Annotated in this window: 15 protein-coding genes; 2 read left to right on the top strand and 13 right to left on the bottom strand. The window is 60.6% G+C overall.

Features of this window, described 5'->3' with window-relative positions; all coding sequences use genetic code 11:
* Positions 1-2: 2 nt before the first annotated feature.
* The 5 genes from QWU43_RS04075 to QWU43_RS04055 form a co-directional block, all read right to left on the bottom strand.
* Positions 3-677, bottom strand: coding sequence for a histidine phosphatase family protein (locus tag QWU43_RS04075; RefSeq protein ID WP_370917171.1), 675 nt, complete (start codon positions 675-677; stop codon positions 3-5).
* 72 nt (positions 678-749) lie between these two features.
* Positions 750-1,421 carry a DedA family protein gene (locus tag QWU43_RS04070; protein ID WP_370914227.1) on the bottom strand — a complete coding sequence of 224 codons (672 nt, stop codon included), beginning with the start codon at positions 1,419-1,421 and terminating at the stop codon, positions 750-752.
* Between the two features lie 508 nt (positions 1,422-1,929).
* Positions 1,930-3,291, bottom strand: coding sequence for an MFS transporter (locus tag QWU43_RS04065; RefSeq protein WP_370917170.1), 1,362 nt, complete (start codon positions 3,289-3,291; stop codon positions 1,930-1,932).
* A 225-nt stretch (positions 3,292-3,516) separates the two neighbouring features.
* Positions 3,517-4,998: an SDR family oxidoreductase gene (locus QWU43_RS04060; protein WP_370917169.1), complete on the bottom strand. Its 1,482-nt coding sequence runs from the start codon at positions 4,996-4,998 to the stop codon at positions 3,517-3,519.
* A 29-nt stretch (positions 4,999-5,027) separates the two neighbouring features.
* Positions 5,028-7,970 (bottom strand): FAD-binding and (Fe-S)-binding domain-containing protein, encoded by a 2,943-nt coding sequence (locus QWU43_RS04055; RefSeq protein ID WP_370917168.1) that lies wholly within the window; start codon positions 7,968-7,970, stop codon positions 5,028-5,030.
* Positions 7,971-8,353: 383 nt separating this feature from the next.
* Between QWU43_RS04055 and QWU43_RS04050 the strand changes: the two genes are divergently transcribed.
* Positions 8,354-9,331, top strand: coding sequence for a bile acid:sodium symporter family protein (locus QWU43_RS04050; protein WP_370917167.1), 978 nt, complete (start codon positions 8,354-8,356; stop codon positions 9,329-9,331).
* Between the two features lie 29 nt (positions 9,332-9,360).
* Here the strand turns inward: QWU43_RS04050 and QWU43_RS04045 are convergent, their stop codons facing one another.
* The 7 genes from QWU43_RS04045 to QWU43_RS04015 form a co-directional block, all read right to left on the bottom strand.
* Entirely contained in the window at positions 9,361-10,551 is a 1,191-nt protein-coding gene (locus QWU43_RS04045; RefSeq protein ID WP_370917166.1) for a cysteine desulfurase family protein, read from the bottom strand.
* Entirely contained in the window at positions 10,538-11,407 is an 870-nt protein-coding gene (nadC, locus tag QWU43_RS04040) for a carboxylating nicotinate-nucleotide diphosphorylase (RefSeq protein ID WP_370914221.1), read from the bottom strand. The genes QWU43_RS04045 and nadC overlap by 14 nt, the downstream gene beginning before the upstream one ends.
* A gap of 2 nt (positions 11,408-11,409) precedes the next feature.
* A complete protein-coding gene (gene nadA / locus QWU43_RS04035) occupies positions 11,410-12,750 on the bottom strand; it encodes a quinolinate synthase NadA (RefSeq protein ID WP_370917165.1) in 1,341 nt (446 codons plus the stop codon).
* 39 nt (positions 12,751-12,789) lie between these two features.
* The gene (locus QWU43_RS04030; protein WP_370914219.1) at positions 12,790-13,461 is read right to left on the bottom strand and encodes an NUDIX domain-containing protein; all 672 of its coding nucleotides are present in this window, start codon (positions 13,459-13,461) and stop codon (positions 12,790-12,792) included.
* A gap of 782 nt (positions 13,462-14,243) precedes the next feature.
* Positions 14,244-14,453 (bottom strand): hypothetical protein, encoded by a 210-nt coding sequence (locus QWU43_RS04025; protein WP_370917164.1) that lies wholly within the window; start codon positions 14,451-14,453, stop codon positions 14,244-14,246.
* Positions 14,454-14,464: 11 nt separating this feature from the next.
* Positions 14,465-15,154 (bottom strand): YceI family protein, encoded by a 690-nt coding sequence (locus tag QWU43_RS04020; protein ID WP_370917163.1) that lies wholly within the window; start codon positions 15,152-15,154, stop codon positions 14,465-14,467.
* Positions 15,155-15,177: 23 nt separating this feature from the next.
* Entirely contained in the window at positions 15,178-15,516 is a 339-nt protein-coding gene (locus QWU43_RS04015) for a hypothetical protein (RefSeq protein WP_370917162.1), read from the bottom strand.
* Positions 15,517-15,847: 331 nt separating this feature from the next.
* Between QWU43_RS04015 and QWU43_RS04010 the strand changes: the two genes are divergently transcribed.
* Complete coding sequence (locus QWU43_RS04010; protein WP_370914213.1) at positions 15,848-16,234, top strand: RNA polymerase-binding protein RbpA; 387 nt, start codon at positions 15,848-15,850, stop codon at positions 16,232-16,234.
* A gap of 475 nt (positions 16,235-16,709) precedes the next feature.
* Here the strand turns inward: QWU43_RS04010 and QWU43_RS04005 are convergent, their stop codons facing one another.
* Positions 16,710-17,504 (bottom strand): polyprenol monophosphomannose synthase, encoded by a 795-nt coding sequence (locus tag QWU43_RS04005; RefSeq protein ID WP_370917161.1) that lies wholly within the window; start codon positions 17,502-17,504, stop codon positions 16,710-16,712.
* Between the last annotated feature and the right edge of the window lie 7 nt (positions 17,505-17,511).

Raw genomic sequence — 17,511 nt, 5'->3', positions numbered from 1 at the left:
TGTCAGTGGTTCCAAGCACTCAGGATCCAGTCTCCGAATGCACGCCCGGCGGGTTCGACGATGACGATGCCGGTGTTCCGGAGGGGAATCATAGCTGCACGTGCCCCGTCCGCTCCCGTCGCGCTCGCCGTAAAGAGCTTCATTGCGGTGGCGTGGGTGACCATCACGACATCCCGTCCAGAGGCCGTGGTGTCGGGTTTCGTCTCGAGCAACGCGTCGACGACTGGCCGGAACCGGGAGAGGAACATGGCGAGGGTCTCTCCTCCCGGAAGGCTTGCTCCTGGGTCTCCACCCAGGGCACGTAGACAGACTTCCCGGTAGTGGGTTACTGCGTCGTTAGAGGTGAGCCCCTCCAATTCGCCGGCCGAGAACTCGTGGATGCCGGTCTGTGTGCTGACGGGTACCGTACCCGGTGGAAGGGACGCCGATTGTTCGATCGCTGTGGAGAGGAGTTGTCCTGTCCGTACCGCTCGGACCGCAATCGACGTCACCACTGCAGCTAGTCTTCCGGGCTGGCCGTCGTGGGCTCCAACGAGATCGGCGATCCGGTGGCCGACCGCGGTCGCCTGTGTTTCGCCTCGGGCGGTGAGGGAAGCTCCCGGTGGTTGAGTGTCCAGTACACGGCGAACATTGGCGCTGGTTTCTCCATGCCGGACGAGAAGGAGTCGAGTGTTCATGTGCAACCTTCCGTGCGTTCCCTCAGAAGTGGCGTGGTGGTGTGCCCAGTGTGGTTTTGGTCGGGAGTCGGATCAGTTTTCCCTGATGGTCGCGGTGTGTGTGACCTCGGATCGGTGATGTTCCTCGATCCGGGCACGGGCTTCCGCGCGTCTGGCGGTGCGGATGATTCCGATGATCTTTATCAGCATCGGGATCAGTACGAGGGAGACACCTATCAGGATGAACCAGTGCATGAAACGCTGGACGAGGGGTATCTCGCCGAGGAGGTATCCGGTTAGTGTGAGCCCGGCTCCCCAGAGAATGCTGCCGATGACCGAGTAAAAAGTGAAGGCGCGATGGCTCATCCGGGAGAACCCGGCGACTACTGGGGTCACCGTTCGGACCACCGCGATGAATCTGGCGAGAGTCACTGTTGCGGGTCCGAAACGATCAAAGTAGTGGTTGGTTCGTTCCACCGCCTCGGGGCCGATCCAACGCATGGTCTGGGATTCGAGAACCTTCGGTCCGACCCGGCGGCCGATGAAGAAACCGAGCTGGTCACCGAGGATCGCGGCCAGTGGGATCCCGATCAGCAGAGTCCACAGCGGGGTGAATGGTTTCTCGGCGTGCGCCATGATACCTGCAGTGAACAGCAGGGTGTCCCCCGGGAAGATGAAACCGATGAGAAGTCCAGTCTCCATGAACACAACTATGAGGATGCCCGCGAGCCCGAAGGAAGTCAGCAGCATGTCGACGTCAAACAACTTCTTCCTCCTGATGGGAGAGTTCCTGCAGGAGGATCCGAATCGATTCACCTGCGTCGTGAAAAAAGAGCACCGTTGTGGATAATTAATATCCAAATGATACGGCACCGCGGAGGGTCCTGTTTCTGCGAGGTAGCTCGGGGCGCCGAAGAAAGGGCTTACCACACGAATCGAATCTGGAAAACGGGAGGTCCACGGGACGGTTTCCTACCGCATCGACTGGAGTCGGTGGATCGGGTGAGTACCTTCGTGGGTAAATATCCAGCCCATCCGGTGGTGACCGTTCTCCGGGGATGGATGTCTGAGGGGATTATCCGCCACGGTGTCGACCCAGGCACCGTGGCGATTCCTCCGGGATTCGGCTGGTCCCATCCGTGGTCACGTTGTCGATCATTTCGCCACGGCGGATCGGCCAGCCGGGTGGTCGATGAATGCTCCACGAGGGGCAGATGAACGCTGAGCCTCCGCTGTTCAGCTCGCCGTCGATGGTCGTGAAGGTATCGTTCTGCTAGATCTCCGTCATATCCAGATTCCGGGTTTCCTGCATTTTCCAGATGGCGAAGAGGGAGACCAGTGAAACGAGGGTGAGATAGGCGCCAACCGATGCAACCCCGTAGTTCGCGACGAGTGCGGTGGCGATGAAAGGCGCGACCGCTGCGCCGAGGATCGAGGCGAGGTTGTAACTGATTCCTGATCCGGTGTAACGGATGTTGGTGGGGAATAGCTCGGGGAGAACAGCCGACATTGGCCCGAAAACAAGACCCATGATGAACATACCGATGGTAAGGAAGACCAGTACGCTGATAACGTTCGCGGTATCGATGCTCAGGAAGAGAGGGAAGCTCAACCCGTAGAGGATCAATGCCACGGAAACGGCGATGAGGGTGGACCGGCGCCCACGAGAGTCGGCCAGCCGGCCCGCTAACGGAATGCCGATGACGAAAGCGAAGATGGATATGAGCTGAATCTTCAGGAAGTCGATGTAGGGGATACCGAGGCCCAACCCCTTATTTCGGGAGCCGATTCCGTAGGAGAGTACCCAGGTGGTGACGAGGTAGAACAGGGTGTAGCAGCTCACCATGATGAATGTGCCGAGGATCAGCCTACGCCAGGAAGTCCGGAAGACCTCCGCAACCGGGGCCTTGACTTTCTTACCGCTTTCGACTGCTTTGGTGAACACCGGGGTTTCTTCAAGCTTGAAACGGACATACAGACCGACAATGACCATCACTGCGGACAACAGGAAAGGAATCCGCCAGCCCCAGGTCATGAATGCCCCAGTTGTGTCGCCGTTCTCGTGTCCCAGGATGCTGACGAGGATGAGGAATAGTCCGTTGGCTGCGAGGAATCCGAAGGGGGCACCGAGTTGGGGCCACATGGCGGCCCAGGCGCGTTTTCCGTCCTCGGCCGTTTCGGTGGCGAGTAGTGCGGCTCCGGACCATTCGCCGCCGAGACCGAGCCCCTGGCAGAACCGCATCAGCGCCAACAACGCCGGAGCGATGATTCCTACCGTTGCGTAAGGGGGGAGCAGTCCGATGAGGAACGTTGCGATCCCCATCGTGAGGAGGGAACCAACAAGAGTTGCCTTCCGCCCGATCCTGTCACCGAAATGTCCGAACAGGATTGATCCGAGTGGCCGGGCCACGAAAGCAAGGCCGAAGGTGGCGAATGAGGCCAGTAGTGCGATGGTCGGGTCCTCGTTCTTGGGGAAGAACAGGTAGGGGAATACGGCTACTGCAGCGGTGGCGTAGACATAGAAATCATAGAACTCGATTGTGGTACCCACCAGTGAAGCGATGATGATACGGCGACGCGTGCGTCGGTCGAATTTCGGTGTTGGAGCGGATGAGGTGGTGGTGATTCCGGTCATGGATGTTCGTGGGTCCTTCAGACTTGAGGAATAAACGTGTCGACGGTCGGATCCCCGTTCTGTAGCGACTCGGATGAGAAGGGAAAACGACTGCCAATGGGATTAGAAAACCGGGGTGTGGCGGTGGGAATCGCCACGGTTGAGCAAAAGATACGGTACACCCATAATCCTCTTCCGTAGAACCTTAATTTCATGTTGTTGAAATTCGATTCCTGATTCTAGTCGTCACACTGCGGTGCGTTTCTCTGCTGCTGTGACAATGTTCCGGGCCATGGTGGGGAAGACCATTCCGTGGAAAGGCAGGATCGAGTACCAGTAGATGAGTCCGGTGAGTCCTTTCGGGAAAAAGATCGCCCGCTGCCGGTAGATGGTTTTTCCGGAACTATCGACGTCTGTCCGGAACTCTAGCCAGGCATCCCCACTGACCCGCATGTCAGCTCGGAGGAGAAGTCGATTGGGGCGATCGATCTGCTCAACCGTCCACCAGTCGAGAACGTCACCGATCCGGAGGTGTTCCATCGAACGGCGTCCCCGGATCAGACCAGGTCCTTGGGCGAGCTGATCCAGAACGCCTCGGATCTTCCACAGCAGTGGTACTGAATACCAGCCGTTCACCCCACCCACGGATTCGATCACGGAGAAGAGGTCATGCGGGTTGGCTTCAGTGGAAAGTGCACGCTCATCGACGAATACCTTGCGTCCGGACCATTCAGGATCGCTGGGCAGGGGTTTTGCTGCGGTGGTGCGGTCATCTGTCCAGTGGGTCTCCACTGAATCGGCCTCAAGGTCGGCCAGCGCAAGCCGGATTGACGTGGGGTAGTCGATGAGTCCCTGTTCCGGTGGCGGGATCACACGGTCGATGTCCCGTTCCCCGACGATCGCGTCGACGGAAAGGGACTGGATCAGTGGTTTCGCAACCCCGGAGGGGACGGGAGTGATTATCCCGACCCAGTGCGAGGCCAACCACGGGGAGAAGACGGGGATCGGTAGCATTGGACGCTCGCGCAGCCCGGCGATCCGAGCGTACAGGTTCATCATCTCACCGTAGGTGTGGTTATGTGGTCCGCCGATGTCCCAGGTTCTGGACCCCGGTACCGTGACTGTCGCTGCGGCAGCGAGATAGTGGAGGACATCATCGACGGCGATGGGGGTAACCCGGTTATGAACGAACCGGGGCGTGATCATCACCGGGAGTCTGTCCGTCAGGTGTCGGATCATCTCAAATGAAGTGGAGCCAGATCCGACGATGATCCCAGCCTGGAACACGATGGCGAGCAGACGCGATGTGAGAAAAACATCCCCCACCGCGTGTCGTGAATCCATGTGTTGGGAAGACCTGTCGGGGTCTTGTAATCCGGACAGGTAGATGAGGCGTTCGACACCGGCGGACTCGGCTAGCGCGGTCATCGTGCGGGCGCATTCCAGTTCCACCGCTGCGAAGGAATCAGAGTCCCCCATGGAATGCACGAGGTAGTAGATCACGTCGATGCCATCGCAACAGTCATGAAGCGAGTTCGGGTCGGTGAGATCCCCGGTGACTACGTCCACGGCATCAGCCCAGGGAACTCCGGTGATCCGGTCAACGTCGCGGACCAGAACCCGGACACGGTGACCCGCTTCGAGGAGATGGGGGACGAGACGCCCCCCGACATATCCTGTTGCGCCGGTGACAAGGATGGAACGGGAGCTTTCTGGGGTATCGGTCATATTCCCGAGCGTATCGGTTACTTCCTCGGTCAGGGGGTGACCACGGGTCGTGATGCCTTCTCCAGCAGACACGCGACGTTCTGGTAGGGCTTACCGGCAATCATCTCCAGCCCCATCTCACAGGTCCGGTTGTCGGAGACGAAAGCATCGAAATGACCGGTGAGCGCGCTGCGCTCTTCTCGGGTGGCAGATTCGAGCAGTTCGGGATGCAGTAGACCTCGGTCTCCGGCGGTCCCGCAACAGGTGGCTTTGTCCGGGACGACCACCTCATCGGCGACTTTCCCGACAAGCGCGACGAGATCATCGTTGATGCCCATGTGGGTGGTTGAACATGTTGGGTGGACGGCGACCCTCCCTGCGGAATCGGTGAACGTGAGCCCGTCGACTACTTCGTCCCGCAACCAGTCGACGACATCCAGTATCCGGATTCTGGCGAAGTTCTCCGCGAGCTCACCGTCGAGGACTCCGGGGACCTGTTCTAGGAGTCCGTGCGTGCAGCTCGCGGCGTCGATGACCACTGCCAGCGCTCCACCGTCAGTCCATCGCCACAGGTCGCTGGCGATGGTGTGGGCACGGTCCTCGAACCCCCTGGTGTATCCCTTGGATGACCAGGGGGTGCCACAGCAGTTGCCCTCGACGTTCCCAGGTATCCACACCGGTCGACCTGACCGGCGGCCGAGTTCGACGATGGCGTGCGGGAGTTCGAGCTGATCGGCCGGCGCACCGTGGGGACGGCCGAAGATCCGGTTGATGCAGGCGGGGAAGTAGACGGCGGTGGCACCCTCGCGGTGTGTTGTGGGCAGGGTACGGGGTGCTGGGTGCGGCAGCTTTCCCGGAATAGTGGGCAGAATGTCGGGTGAGATCACGGCTCTACCCGCGTTTGCCGCAGTTCGTAGAGGCCCGGTTCCTGCGGTACCCCCGAGGAGAGCGGCGGCCCTAACACCACCACGGGCCACCCTCTCGATGTGCCGGAAGTTCCGTGCGGCGCTGAGAGCGATGTGCTCGGCGGTACCATCGTGCTCCGCCGCACGGAACATCTTCATGACCTTGCCCGTGTCGATGCTGATCGGGCAGGCGATGGCGCAGGTTCCGTCGGCGGCGCACATTTCGACGGCGTCGTACTCGTATTCCTCCTGCAGCTTTGCGAGCACCGCACTGTCCGCGGCCTGCCGCGCCATTTCGCGACGCAGGACGATCCGCTGTCGGGGGGTAACCGTAACGTGACGGGAGGGGCAGATCGGTTCACAGAACCCGCATTCCACACAGGCGTTGATCTCGTCCTCGACTTTGGGGAAGGACTTGAAGCGTTGGAGGTGGATGTCCTGGTTGCGGGTCAGTTTCACGTTTGGGGCGAGAATGCCCCGGGGATCGATGAGCTCCTTTATCCGCCACATCAGGTTCCACGCACGCTCGCCCCACTCCCGGAGAAGGAAGGGCGCCATGTTCACACCGGTTCCGTGCTCGGCTTTGAGAGATCCCTGGTAGTTGTCGATAACCAGGCGCGCGAGATCATCCAGGAAATCCGCGTAGTGGGCGCGTTCGTCGTCATCATCGAGTCGGGGGAGCAGGAAGAAATGAAGATTACCGAAAGCTGCGTGGCCCATGACCATTTCCGGATACCCGTACCTGGAGAGAAGATCCAGAAGGTCAGCGGCCGCCTGTCCGACCTGTGCGGGCGGGAAGCAGACATCCTCGGTGATCAGTGCCGTGCCCTGCGGGCGGTCGGCACCGATGAGACCGAACAGTCCGTTACGGATCTTCCACGCCCCACGTTGGCCCGCCGAGGTACGGTCGAAGGTGAGTGGTGAGACGAGTTCAGCGTCAGCGAGGACATCCTCCGCAGTTGTGATGGCCTCGTTGAGTGCATCTTCGGAGGTCCCGCCCACTTCGAGCAGCAGTGCCGCCGTGTTGTCGTCGATGTCCGCCCACTCCCGGGGTGCTTCACGGAAGTTGTCGACGGATCGCTTCAGTACCGGTGCCACGAGCAGTTCACAGGCTAAGGCACCGGTCTCCATCAGTGGGGCGACATAGGAGGCGGCTTGTCGGAGATCAGGGAGCATCACCCATGCGACCGCCTTGTAGCGGGGCAACTGAATAGTGCGGATGACGGACTCGGTGATCGCTCCGAAGATCCCCTCGGATCCGACCATCAGGCGCATGAGGATGCGGACGGGAGTGTCCTCATCGAGGAAAGCGTCCAGACGTAGACCGTTAGTGTTCCGAATGGAGAACTTCCGACGGAGAAGCGCGACCAGGTCGGTGTCGCCCCGGATCTCATCACGCAGTGCCAGGATGCCGGCGACGAGCTCCGGATCGGAGGTTTCGAGTTTGGCCTCGGCATCGGGATCCGTCGTATCCACGATCGTTCCCGAGGGCAGGACGAAAGTGGCGTCCTCCAGCGTGTGATAGCTGTCTCTCTCGAGAGAACAACGCATACCACCGGCGTTGTCGGCGAGAACGCCCCCGATGGTGCACACCGAGGTGGAACCGGGGTCAGGGCCGATCATGTAGCCGTGGCGGGCGAGCACAGCCTGGGCATCGCCGAGGACCACACCCGGACGCGACCAGATCCGCTTGCCACCATCTCTGATCTCCATGCCGGTGAAGTGAGTTTTCACGTCAACGAGGATGTCCTCGCTCATGGCCTGGCCGTTGAGTGAGGTGCCTGCGGAACGGAATGTAAGGTGCCGACCATTTCGCGCCGCGAAGCGCATGATGGCTGCTAGATCTCGCGCGTTCCTCGGTCGGACGACGACTTGCGGCACCGCCCGGTACGGGCTGGCGTCGGAGGCGTACCGCACCAGATCACTGACCCGTGTCGAGACGTTTTCTTTCCCGAGGAGCGTCTCAAGTCCTTTGCGGAGTGGGAGAGGGGTGCCGTTAACGCGCTCGGCGGGCACTGCATCCGGTTGCGGAACGGCACCAGCGGGGCGTCCGATACGGTGTGTATCCGGGGTCAGCAGCTTCTTCATGGGTGCAGTTTAACGCGCGTGAAATGACTCAAGATGACACATATCGCTGAATGCCTGTGGTGGAAAAATTTAGGGTGACCTTGTTTTTCGCTGTCAGAGGTCGTCTACTTCGGAAAATCGTGATAATTCCTACACGTCATACGGGGGTATTTACATGGGGTAGGCAGAGTGGGATTCGGTTCACCGCTCCGCGGGGTCTCCGCTACGGTAAACCCGGAGTCACCGCAGCCCCGCTCAACCCAGGCGGTCGAACAGTGACAACCGGACCAGTCACCACCCCTGACAACCGGACCAGGTACCGTGCCGTGTGTGCATCGTGGCGTCGACATGCGCCCCGCACCATCGGCCGGACACAGCACCGCACAGTCAGTGGAAGGAAGCCCGTGTCCCTGCTCGACAGTCACAGCGCCCCGCACTCGCCCCAGGCATCGCATACCGAAGAGCGCTCCGCGACACTTGCCGTTCTCGCGTTCCCGGCGGTCGTCATCCTTTGCGCACTCATCGCCTATTTGACCCCGGGCGCATTCATCCCGATGAAACCCTGGATCACCCCGGGTCTCATGGTCATTATGTTCTGCATGGGGCTCACACTCACGCTGCCTGACATCGGGATGGTGGTGAAACGCCCGTGTCCGATCTTCCTCGGTGTAGTGGCCCAGTACATCGTGATGCCGTTGTCGGCCGTTCTCGTGGCGAAGCTGCTCAACCTTGGCCCAGAAATAGCCATCGGCCTGCTCATGCTCGGATCGGTCCCCGGTGGCACCGCCTCGAACGTCATCGCCTATCTCGCGAAGGGCGACGTCGCGCTATCCGTGGCGATGACCAGTGTGTCCACACTCCTTTCACCGATCGTCACGCCGATGCTCATGCTCTACCTCGCTGATGCCCAGGCGAACGTTGACGCAGCGGGAATGACCTGGTCGCTGGTCAAGACCGTACTCATCCCCGTCGGCCTCGGTCTCGCCCTACGGATGTTCTTCGGTCGTCTCGTCAATGCGATCCTGCCCGTGCTGCCCTGGTTGTCCATCGGAACAATCGGACTCGTCATCATGGTTGTTGTCGCGCTGTCCGCCGCGAAACTTGCCGTCGTCGGATTCGTCGTTCTCCTCGGCGTGATGATCCAGAATCTCATCGGCTACATCATTGGCTACTACGCGCCGAAGCTCATGGGGCAGAAGACCGCGGCCTGCCGGACCACAGCCATCGAGGTGTCGACGCAGAACTCCGGTCTCGCCTCTGCCTTGTCGACGCAATTCTTCACGCCTGAAGCGGCGCTTCCTGGAGCAATAGCCGCGATCTGGGCGAATGTGTCAGGAGCGATCTACGCTGCCATCGTCAGGCGCCGCCCGTTGCGGGACTGAGCATCCGCCGATAGGCGTGGGGAGCAGGGTTACCGGGACGATCGGAGCCGGGTCACGACCCGCGCGAGACAGTCAGCAGTGGTACGGAGTTCCCCGGCCGTCGTTGTGTGCCCGAGACTGAACCGGAGTGCTGTGCCGGCGCGGGCGTCGTCGATGCCGATGGCCCGCAGAACATGGGAAGGTTCGAAGGAATCTGCGGAACACGCCGGCCCGGACGAACACACGACCCCACACTGTTCCAGATCGATGAGCATGGTTTCCCCGGTGACACCATCAATGGTGAAGGAGGCTATCGACGGTAATCTGTTGCTCGGATCTCCGGTGAGCCTGGCACCGGGAACAATGTGCAGAACCCGCGAGATGAACCCGTCCCGAAGGGTGGTGAGTCGCTCGGCGTAATCGGGGCGCGCAACTTCTACGGCGGCGAGTGCGCTAGCCAGGGCAACGGCTCCGGCGACGTTCTCGGTGCCGGAGCGCAGACCCCGCTGCTGCTTCCCGCCATGGATGAGTGGTTCCAGCGGCACTGTGGAACGGAGCCACAGCAGCCCGATACCTTTCGGAGCCCCGATCTTGTGGCCGGACAGTGACAACGCATCGACACCGAGACCGTGCCCCCGCCCGGAGGGGGTAATCCTGATGTCGATCTGTCCCGCAGCCTGAACAGCATCGGTGTGCAGCGGTACCCCGTGGCGTGCGCACACCTCACCCAGGCTGGGTAGATCCTGCACGGTGCCTACCTCATTGTTCGCCGCCTGCACGGAGACCACTGCGGTGTCAGGACGGATGAGACGGTCTAGTTGCCGGGGATCCACGCGCCCGTGAGAATCACAGTCGAGGTAGTCGACGGACACACCGTGCAGTCGGCGCAGGTAGTCGGCGCTCTCGAGAATCGCACTGTGTTCGATCCGGGTGGTGATGATATGACCGCGGCCTCCGGATCGAGCTGCGGCCAGCGCGATACCCTTGATCGCCAGGTTATCCGATTCCGTGCCACCGGACGTGAAGATCAGCTCGTCGGGTCGGACCCCGAGTATGCCCGCGATGACCGTGCGAGCGGCGGTGAGTGCACTGCGCGCGGCAGCCCCGGGCTCATGGTGGCTCGCTGGATTACCGAATTCGGTGGTCAGATAGGGCCACATCGCTTCCAGCGCAGATCTGCGCACGGGTGTTGTCGCCGCATGGTCGAGGTAGATGATGCGGGTTATGTCACTGTCGTTCATCGGGGCACACCGTAATGTCGAGTCCGAGATCGATCGCTCGGGCACTGTGTGTGAGAGAGCCGACGGAAATGAGGTCCACCCCCGTCGCAGCGACCTCCCGGACAGTCGTCAGGTCGATGCCCCCCGACGCTTCCACGAGCGCTGCACCTCCGATGGCGGCGACACCTGCGCGGAGCTGGTAGAGCGTGAAATTATCCAGCATGATGGTGTCCACCCCGGCGGCGAGGACCGCAGGGATCTGATCGAGCCGATCTACCTCCACCTCGATGTGGGTGGTGTGGGGTAGTCGTTCCCTCATCTGGCGCAAGGTCTCTGTCACAGACAGCCCACCTGCAGTGAGGACCGTGAGGTGATTGTCCTTGACCATGACGGCGTCCGAGAGTGTGGCCCGATGATTGTGTCCGCCACCGTCCCGGACCGCTTTCTTCTCCAGCACCCGGAGCCCAGGTGTGGTTTTACGTGTGTCGACGATCCGGGCGCCGGTACCGTCCACGGCAGTTACGTACCGGTCGGTGAGCGTGGCGATCCCCGACATACGCTGTACGAAGTTCAGACCGACCCGCTCCGCTCGGAGAACAGATCTGGCGGTCCCTGAGACCTTGGCGAGGATGTCACCGGAACGGAATCCGGTACCGTCGGTGACCCGGAGAACGACGCAGGTGGCGGGATCGACGCGCTGGAACGTTGCCGCGAAGACAGGACCCCCTGAGAACACGCCGTCCTCGCGGGCTGTGAGGGTCGCGGTGGCGCGGGCGTCAGACGGGATCAGGGTCTCGGAGGTGATGTCGCCCCACGGTGCGTCCTCGCTGAGGGCGTTGTCGATGATCCCGTTGATCTGGACAGCGGTAGGGTACACGGTCAGTTCCCCTTTCCAGTGTTTGATCCGGCCATCGGGCGAGGGGCAACAGAGAGCATTCGTTCCAGGGCGACGGCCGCGCTCTCCGCGATCGCCGCGTCGACGGTGATCCGGTTCACCGTTTCGCCGTCGACAAGGGATTCCAGGACCCACGCCAGGTATCCGGGGTGGATCCGGTACATGGTTGAGCAGGGGCAGATCACCGGATCCAGACAGAAGATGGTGTGTTCGGGATGCTCGGCGGCGAGCCTCTGAACCAGGTTGATCTCGGTCCCGATCGCGAACACCGAACCGGGCGGTGCCGCGTTGATCGCCTTGACGATGAAATCGGTGGAGCCTGCGGAATCCGCAGCATCGACGACCTCCATCGGGCATTCCGGGTGGACGATGATGTTGGCGTCCGGGTACTCGACGCGGGCACGGTCGATCTGTTCGACGGTGAATCGCCGGTGGACCGAACAGTACCCGTGCCAGAGGAGGATACGGGCGTCTATAAGCTGATCTCGGGTGTTTCCACCGAACGGACGGTTGGGGTTCCACAGGGGCATCTGCGCCAGCGAGATTCCCCGGGCGCGGCCAGTGTTGCGGCCGAGGTGCTGGTCGGGGAAGAACAGGACACGCTGGCCCCGCTCGAACGCCCATTCCAACACCGCGCCAGCGTTTGAGGAGGTACAGACGATTCCGCCATGCTCACCAACGAACGCCTTCAGCGCAGCAGAGGAGTTCATGTAGGTGACGGGGACGACCGGGGCGCGACCATCCGGGGCGGTGGTCGAACCGTAGATCTCGTGCAGTTGCGCCCAACAGTCGATGACCGCACCGAGTTCGGCCATGTCCGCCATCGAGCAGCCGGCTGCGAGGTTCGGGAGGATGACCTTCTGGTGGGACCCCGAGACGATGTCAGCAGTCTCGGCCATGAAGTGGACCCCACAGAACACAATCGCTTCCGCGTCGGGTCGGGTCCGTGCCGCGTTCGCGAGTTGAAAGGAATCGCCGACGAAATCCGCGTGCTGAACGATCTCATCACGTTGGTAGAAATGTCCGAGGACGACGACTTTCTCGCCGAGTGTCTTCTTCGCGGACCGGATGCGTTCGTGGAGTTCTGTCTCCGATGTGCGCCGGTACTCGGGAGGCAGGGTGCCCTGTCTGGGAGCGTCGTCGACTATCGGGTCTGACATGGATGCACCGGGTCCATATCCTGGGATGGCGTCGAATGCCCAGGGATCTTCGGTGAGTGAGCTACTGCAGGAAGATCCGGGACGAGCACCGGCAGCGATCAGCCGCAGTGCCCGATCTACGGAGGCCTCTGGACGTGAATGTGTGGTCGGAGGGGGAGTCGGCATTGTCTACTGTTCCTCGGGTTGCATATGGGTACTTGGTGGTTAGGCTTCGTACGAGGGGTGGGCTGGACCCGGAGCACGATAGCTGTAGAGCTTGGGCGGTCGATGAGGGGTGCCTGTGACTACCTGCCCGGTGTCGATGAGATCGGGGGATGAGGTCATCGAACGACGGAAGTTTGCGGGATCCAGGGGATGCCCGAGAATTGCCTCGTGAACGTGTCGTAGTTCGGTGAGCGTGAAAGTCTCGCCAAGGAAAGACCGTGCGATGGCTGAATACTCGACCTTGGTTCGTAGTCGATCTAGGGCGTAATCGACGATTGCCCGGTGGTCGAATGCGAGATTCGGCAGGTCTCCGGCGGGAAACCAGCGGACGTTTTCCCGTTCCCCGGCGTGCTGTGCCTCGTCGGTGCGGAGAAGTGCCCAGTAGATGACGGAGACGACCCTGCCGGTGGGAGAGCGGTCCACATCGCCGAAGGTGTAGAGCTGCTCGAGATAACTGGGTCGTAGGCCGGTGGTCTCCGCCAGTGTGCGCGACGCGGCGTCCTCCAACCCCTCGTCGACGGGTAGCCAGCCTCCCGGCAAAGCCCATTGGCCGAGGTGCGGGTCGCGGGTCCGTCTGACGAAAGGCGTCCACAGGGACGGTGTGGCCTCGGGTTCCGGACGAAGGGCGAAAATCACGGTGGATACGGCAAGGCGGGTATCGGGTTGGTGCACCGTTTCTCCTTTCATCATCCTTTTGGTCTCTGTGACCTTAAGGGTATCCATGAGCTTACAGTCATCCCGACCTAAAGGCCATTCGATAATTGGCTCTCGCCGTAAACGTGGTGAAGCCGTTCATGCAAAACTTGACAACAGTCATGCCGGGATCAGACGGAGGAAGTTGGATGAACCATGAAGACGTTTGAAGCATGTTTAGGTGTTGCCAGAGGTAAACAGGCGGGCGTGCTGAACGCATGCCTTGGTCTATATAACCCTGGGATATTTATTTATTCGAGGGTTGAGTCGAACGGTGGTCTGAATGGCGGGGGGGGGGGAGCCGTCCATTCCGGTGCAGGAGTGAGGCCGGGTCCGTGGAAGTGATGGCGCTGCGCGAGTCTTAAATGACATAATGTACATTATCGGACATGGCGGGATTTGCCGGACCTGTGGCATCGGCATCTCTGCGGAACTGCTCCATGGATCGCCGTTTTTGGGCTCCGTGCAATTCGCCGACTGTGGAACCTCGACCGGTTGGACGGCGTTGGTCTGTGATTTCCCTCCACCCGGGGTCTGTCACGGCATGTCCTACCGCCGCCACCTCCCGTAGGGTGTGGTCGTAGATATCCCGGAGTGTCTCGGATCTCGAAACGAACGGGCTGTGACTTGGTAAAATGTGGACCATGATTATGCCGTTCGCCATCTTCTGTCGAGCGCCCCCGTAGGGTGGGTCGGCCGTACCAGTTTTCGTCACTAGTGACGAAAGGCATTTAGCTCTGTTTATTTTTCGCTGAGCTGAATTAGTTTGGATTCTTCTGGCCGGGGCCGGGTTGATCAATGTGGATACGGTCCCGCGTGCTCTGAGCGGTCCGTAATTGGAATCCCGTCAGGACGAGAAGAACGACGCCGATCCCCGCGATCAACCACATCTGCGAGTACGTGGTGTAACCCAGAAAACCGATCAGGATGATGATGCGGAACCAGAGCATCGGGATCATGCGGTGTGCCATGTGGCTTTTCCTTACTTCTCGAAAACGAGGCGAATGTTGATCTCGCCTTCTTCGGCGATGGTTGCCGCGACGAATTCGGGTGTGTGTATGTTGTAGTCAGTCCGATTCACAGTGAGTATCCCGGCGATGATGACTCTTTCGCCTGTACGGAGGATATCAAGGGTCGGGACCACGTCTCGGGAGGTTCCGTGCAACGTCAGAACCCCCGGCACTTCGGCGCTGACGACGGTGCCGTCATCGGGAAGTTCAGTCAGGTTCAATGGGCCTTTCACCCGGAATGTCGCCGTCGGGAACTCGTCGGTGTGGAGAATACTCCTGCGGACATTGATGTCGCGTTTCTCGATATCGGTTTTGATGGAGGTTGCATCGGCGACAACTTCACCGTCGGTCAGTTCTCCGTTCGACACATCGAGGAATCCGGTGACCTGGTATGTGGTACCCGATGTGGTCTTCCGTTCGCCAGGTAGAACCTCATTGAATGTGAAGCCGACGCCTGTTGTGTTCGCTCCGGATCCCGGTACGAGATTCCAGTGGCCGTCAACACCGGTCGATGCTGGTATGGCGTTCTCTGCATTGATCCCACCGGTGCGGATACCCGGATTGGTGATGAGTTTGTACACCAGGGGGCCGACGCTCGCCAGGGATATGACGATGATGGCGATGACGGTCAGAGCCACAAACGGCTTCTTCAGGGTTTCCATGGGTTCTCTTCCGGTTTGCGGAGTTAGCGGAGGTTTTCGGCGCGACGTGCGAGGGTGATCAATTCGGTGCAGAGATCTCTGATCTCTTCAGGGGGTGATCCTTCGTCTGCGGCGGTGGCAATATCCTCTGCCGCGCAGCGGAGTTCAAAGAGTAGGTCGGTGAGCTGTTCCACCTTTTCCGGGCCCATGATCACTGCGTCCGGAGGAATCGAGGTACCGGAGAACCGGGTTCGCTGCTCGTATGCGCGTTGCCGACATGAATGACTGCAGTACTTTCGCGGTCGTCCGCGGCCCTGTTTCGGCACGGGCCCCTGGCACCACTGGCATGTCGCCTGGCGCCTGACGATCGCTTCCTCTCTCACTCCCCCAACTCTAGGGCTTTGGTACCTCCCCCATCAACAATCACCCCGGTGTCGGGTTTCCGTTCCCTACGGCGCCGTCTACTTCCATTCAGGATCGGCGTAGTGGTCGGGAGCCCTGTCCAGGGTCTATAGTGGGGTGGATATACAACTCTGCTATCAGCGGCACTTCAACTCCTGTCCAGAGTATGGGGCTGGTGGATCCGTTGATTCCGTCGAACACATCGTTACTGGTGTGGTGGATGGGGTGAACCAGGCACTCTTAAGATGGGTGTGGTACGTCTGATCAGGGCTGTCAAACCAGTATTTCGCACAGTAAAGGACTGATACCTCTATGGCAGATCGTGTTCTCCGCGGTAGCCGCATGGGCGCCGTGAGCTACGAGACCGACCGTGACCACGACCTCGCGCCGCGCCAACTGGTGAAATACCGTACCGACGACGGAGACGTTTTTGAGGTTCCCTTCGCCCATGACGCGGAAATTCCGGGTACCTGGATGTGTAAGAACGGACAGATGGGTACCCTGATGGAGGGGGAGGGTGTTGAAGCCAAACCCACTAAGCCGCCGCGTACCCACTGGGACATGCTTCGTGAGCGTAGGAGTATTGAGGAACTCGATCAGTTGCTTGAAGAGCGCATCGAGTTGCTGCGGAAGCGTCGCCGGAACGCTGCCCGTCTGCTCAAGCAGCAGCAGGAGGAAGCGAAGAAGAACGGGTCCTAGATTTCCCGTCGACGACACTGGAATGGACTGCCGGGGCGATCACTGTTGATCGGGCTCCGGTGGGTCCTTTTTCGCCTCATGCGGACCGGAAAACCGGAATCGTGCAGCGGTCGTCCCGTCCCGGCTCCCATCCGTGGCTTCGTCACCGGTGGGAGCCGGAATGCTCCTGCCCTTCTGTGAAGGCGTCAGGGATATGCCCCGGACACGTTTTCGCCTGTCGTTTCGTTTTCGGTGGACCGCCGGACCTGTTCGTGATGTGGTGCCACTCCCCTGGCGGGAGACCATGGCTCGGGAGGGTCGTTCTACTCATCACGCGGGATACTGGGGACACATCAGGAGGCGTCAGACGAGTTCTGGGAGGTCCGCCGATGTACAGAAGTTGTGGTCTCCTCCGGCGCATTGGCTGTCAAAGGGGCCTCTGATCCGGGAACACTGGAGGACCCTCGGCCCGGCCCGGATAACCCTCCGGAGGAAGCTAGCTGCGGTGGCGCTTCCGGCGACGGAACTCGATCTCTTTCTTTACCTCGTCGATCACTGCGGAGAGCTGTTCCCGCCGGTGTTCGACACCCCACGCGGTTACCTGCGCGAGGGAATCCTTGACGAAACTGCCGTCGAGTTTGGACTCGCCAATCTCCCGTTCGGTGAAGGTGATCGGTACTTCGCGGACGTCGAAGCCTTCACGAACCGCCCGCCATGCCAAGTCGACCTGGAAGATGTATCCGGCCGCGGAGAGTCCGTCCAAGTCGAGAGACTCGAGCAGCTCCCGGCGGTAGGCACGGTATCCGGCGGTCATATCGCTGAGTCCGGCTCCAAGAGCCAGGGAAATGTAGATGTTACCGCCCTTGGACAGTAACCAGCGCTGCTTGGGCCAGTTGACCACCTTTCCACCGTCTATGTAACGGGAGCCGATGACAAGTTCTGCGCCGTCATCGATCTGATCGAGTAGAAGATGTAGTTGTTCGGGAGAATGAGATCCGTCAGCGTCCATCTCGCACAAGACGCGGTAACCGCGTTCGAGACCCCACCGGAAGCCCTCGACATAGGCGCCGCAGAGCCCTCCTTTACCATCCCTGTGTAGAACGTGGATCTGTTCGTCGGATGAGGATATCTCGTCAGCGAGCTCACCAGTACCGTCAGGGCTGGCATCATCGACAACGAGAATGTCCACCTCCGGGGTCGCTGATCTGACCCTGCCGGTGATCAGGGGAAGATTCTCCCGCTCGTTGTAGGTCGGGATGATGACCAGTGTTGCGGCGCTCGGCTTCGGCATGGGTGAG

Source organism: Corynebacterium sp. CCM 9204 (assembly GCF_041357695.1).
In the GTDB taxonomy this organism is placed as follows: Bacteria; Actinomycetota; Actinomycetes; order Mycobacteriales; family Mycobacteriaceae; genus Corynebacterium.
Note: the sequence above shows the minus strand (reverse complement) of the source record. Positions and strands in the feature narration are given on the sequence as shown.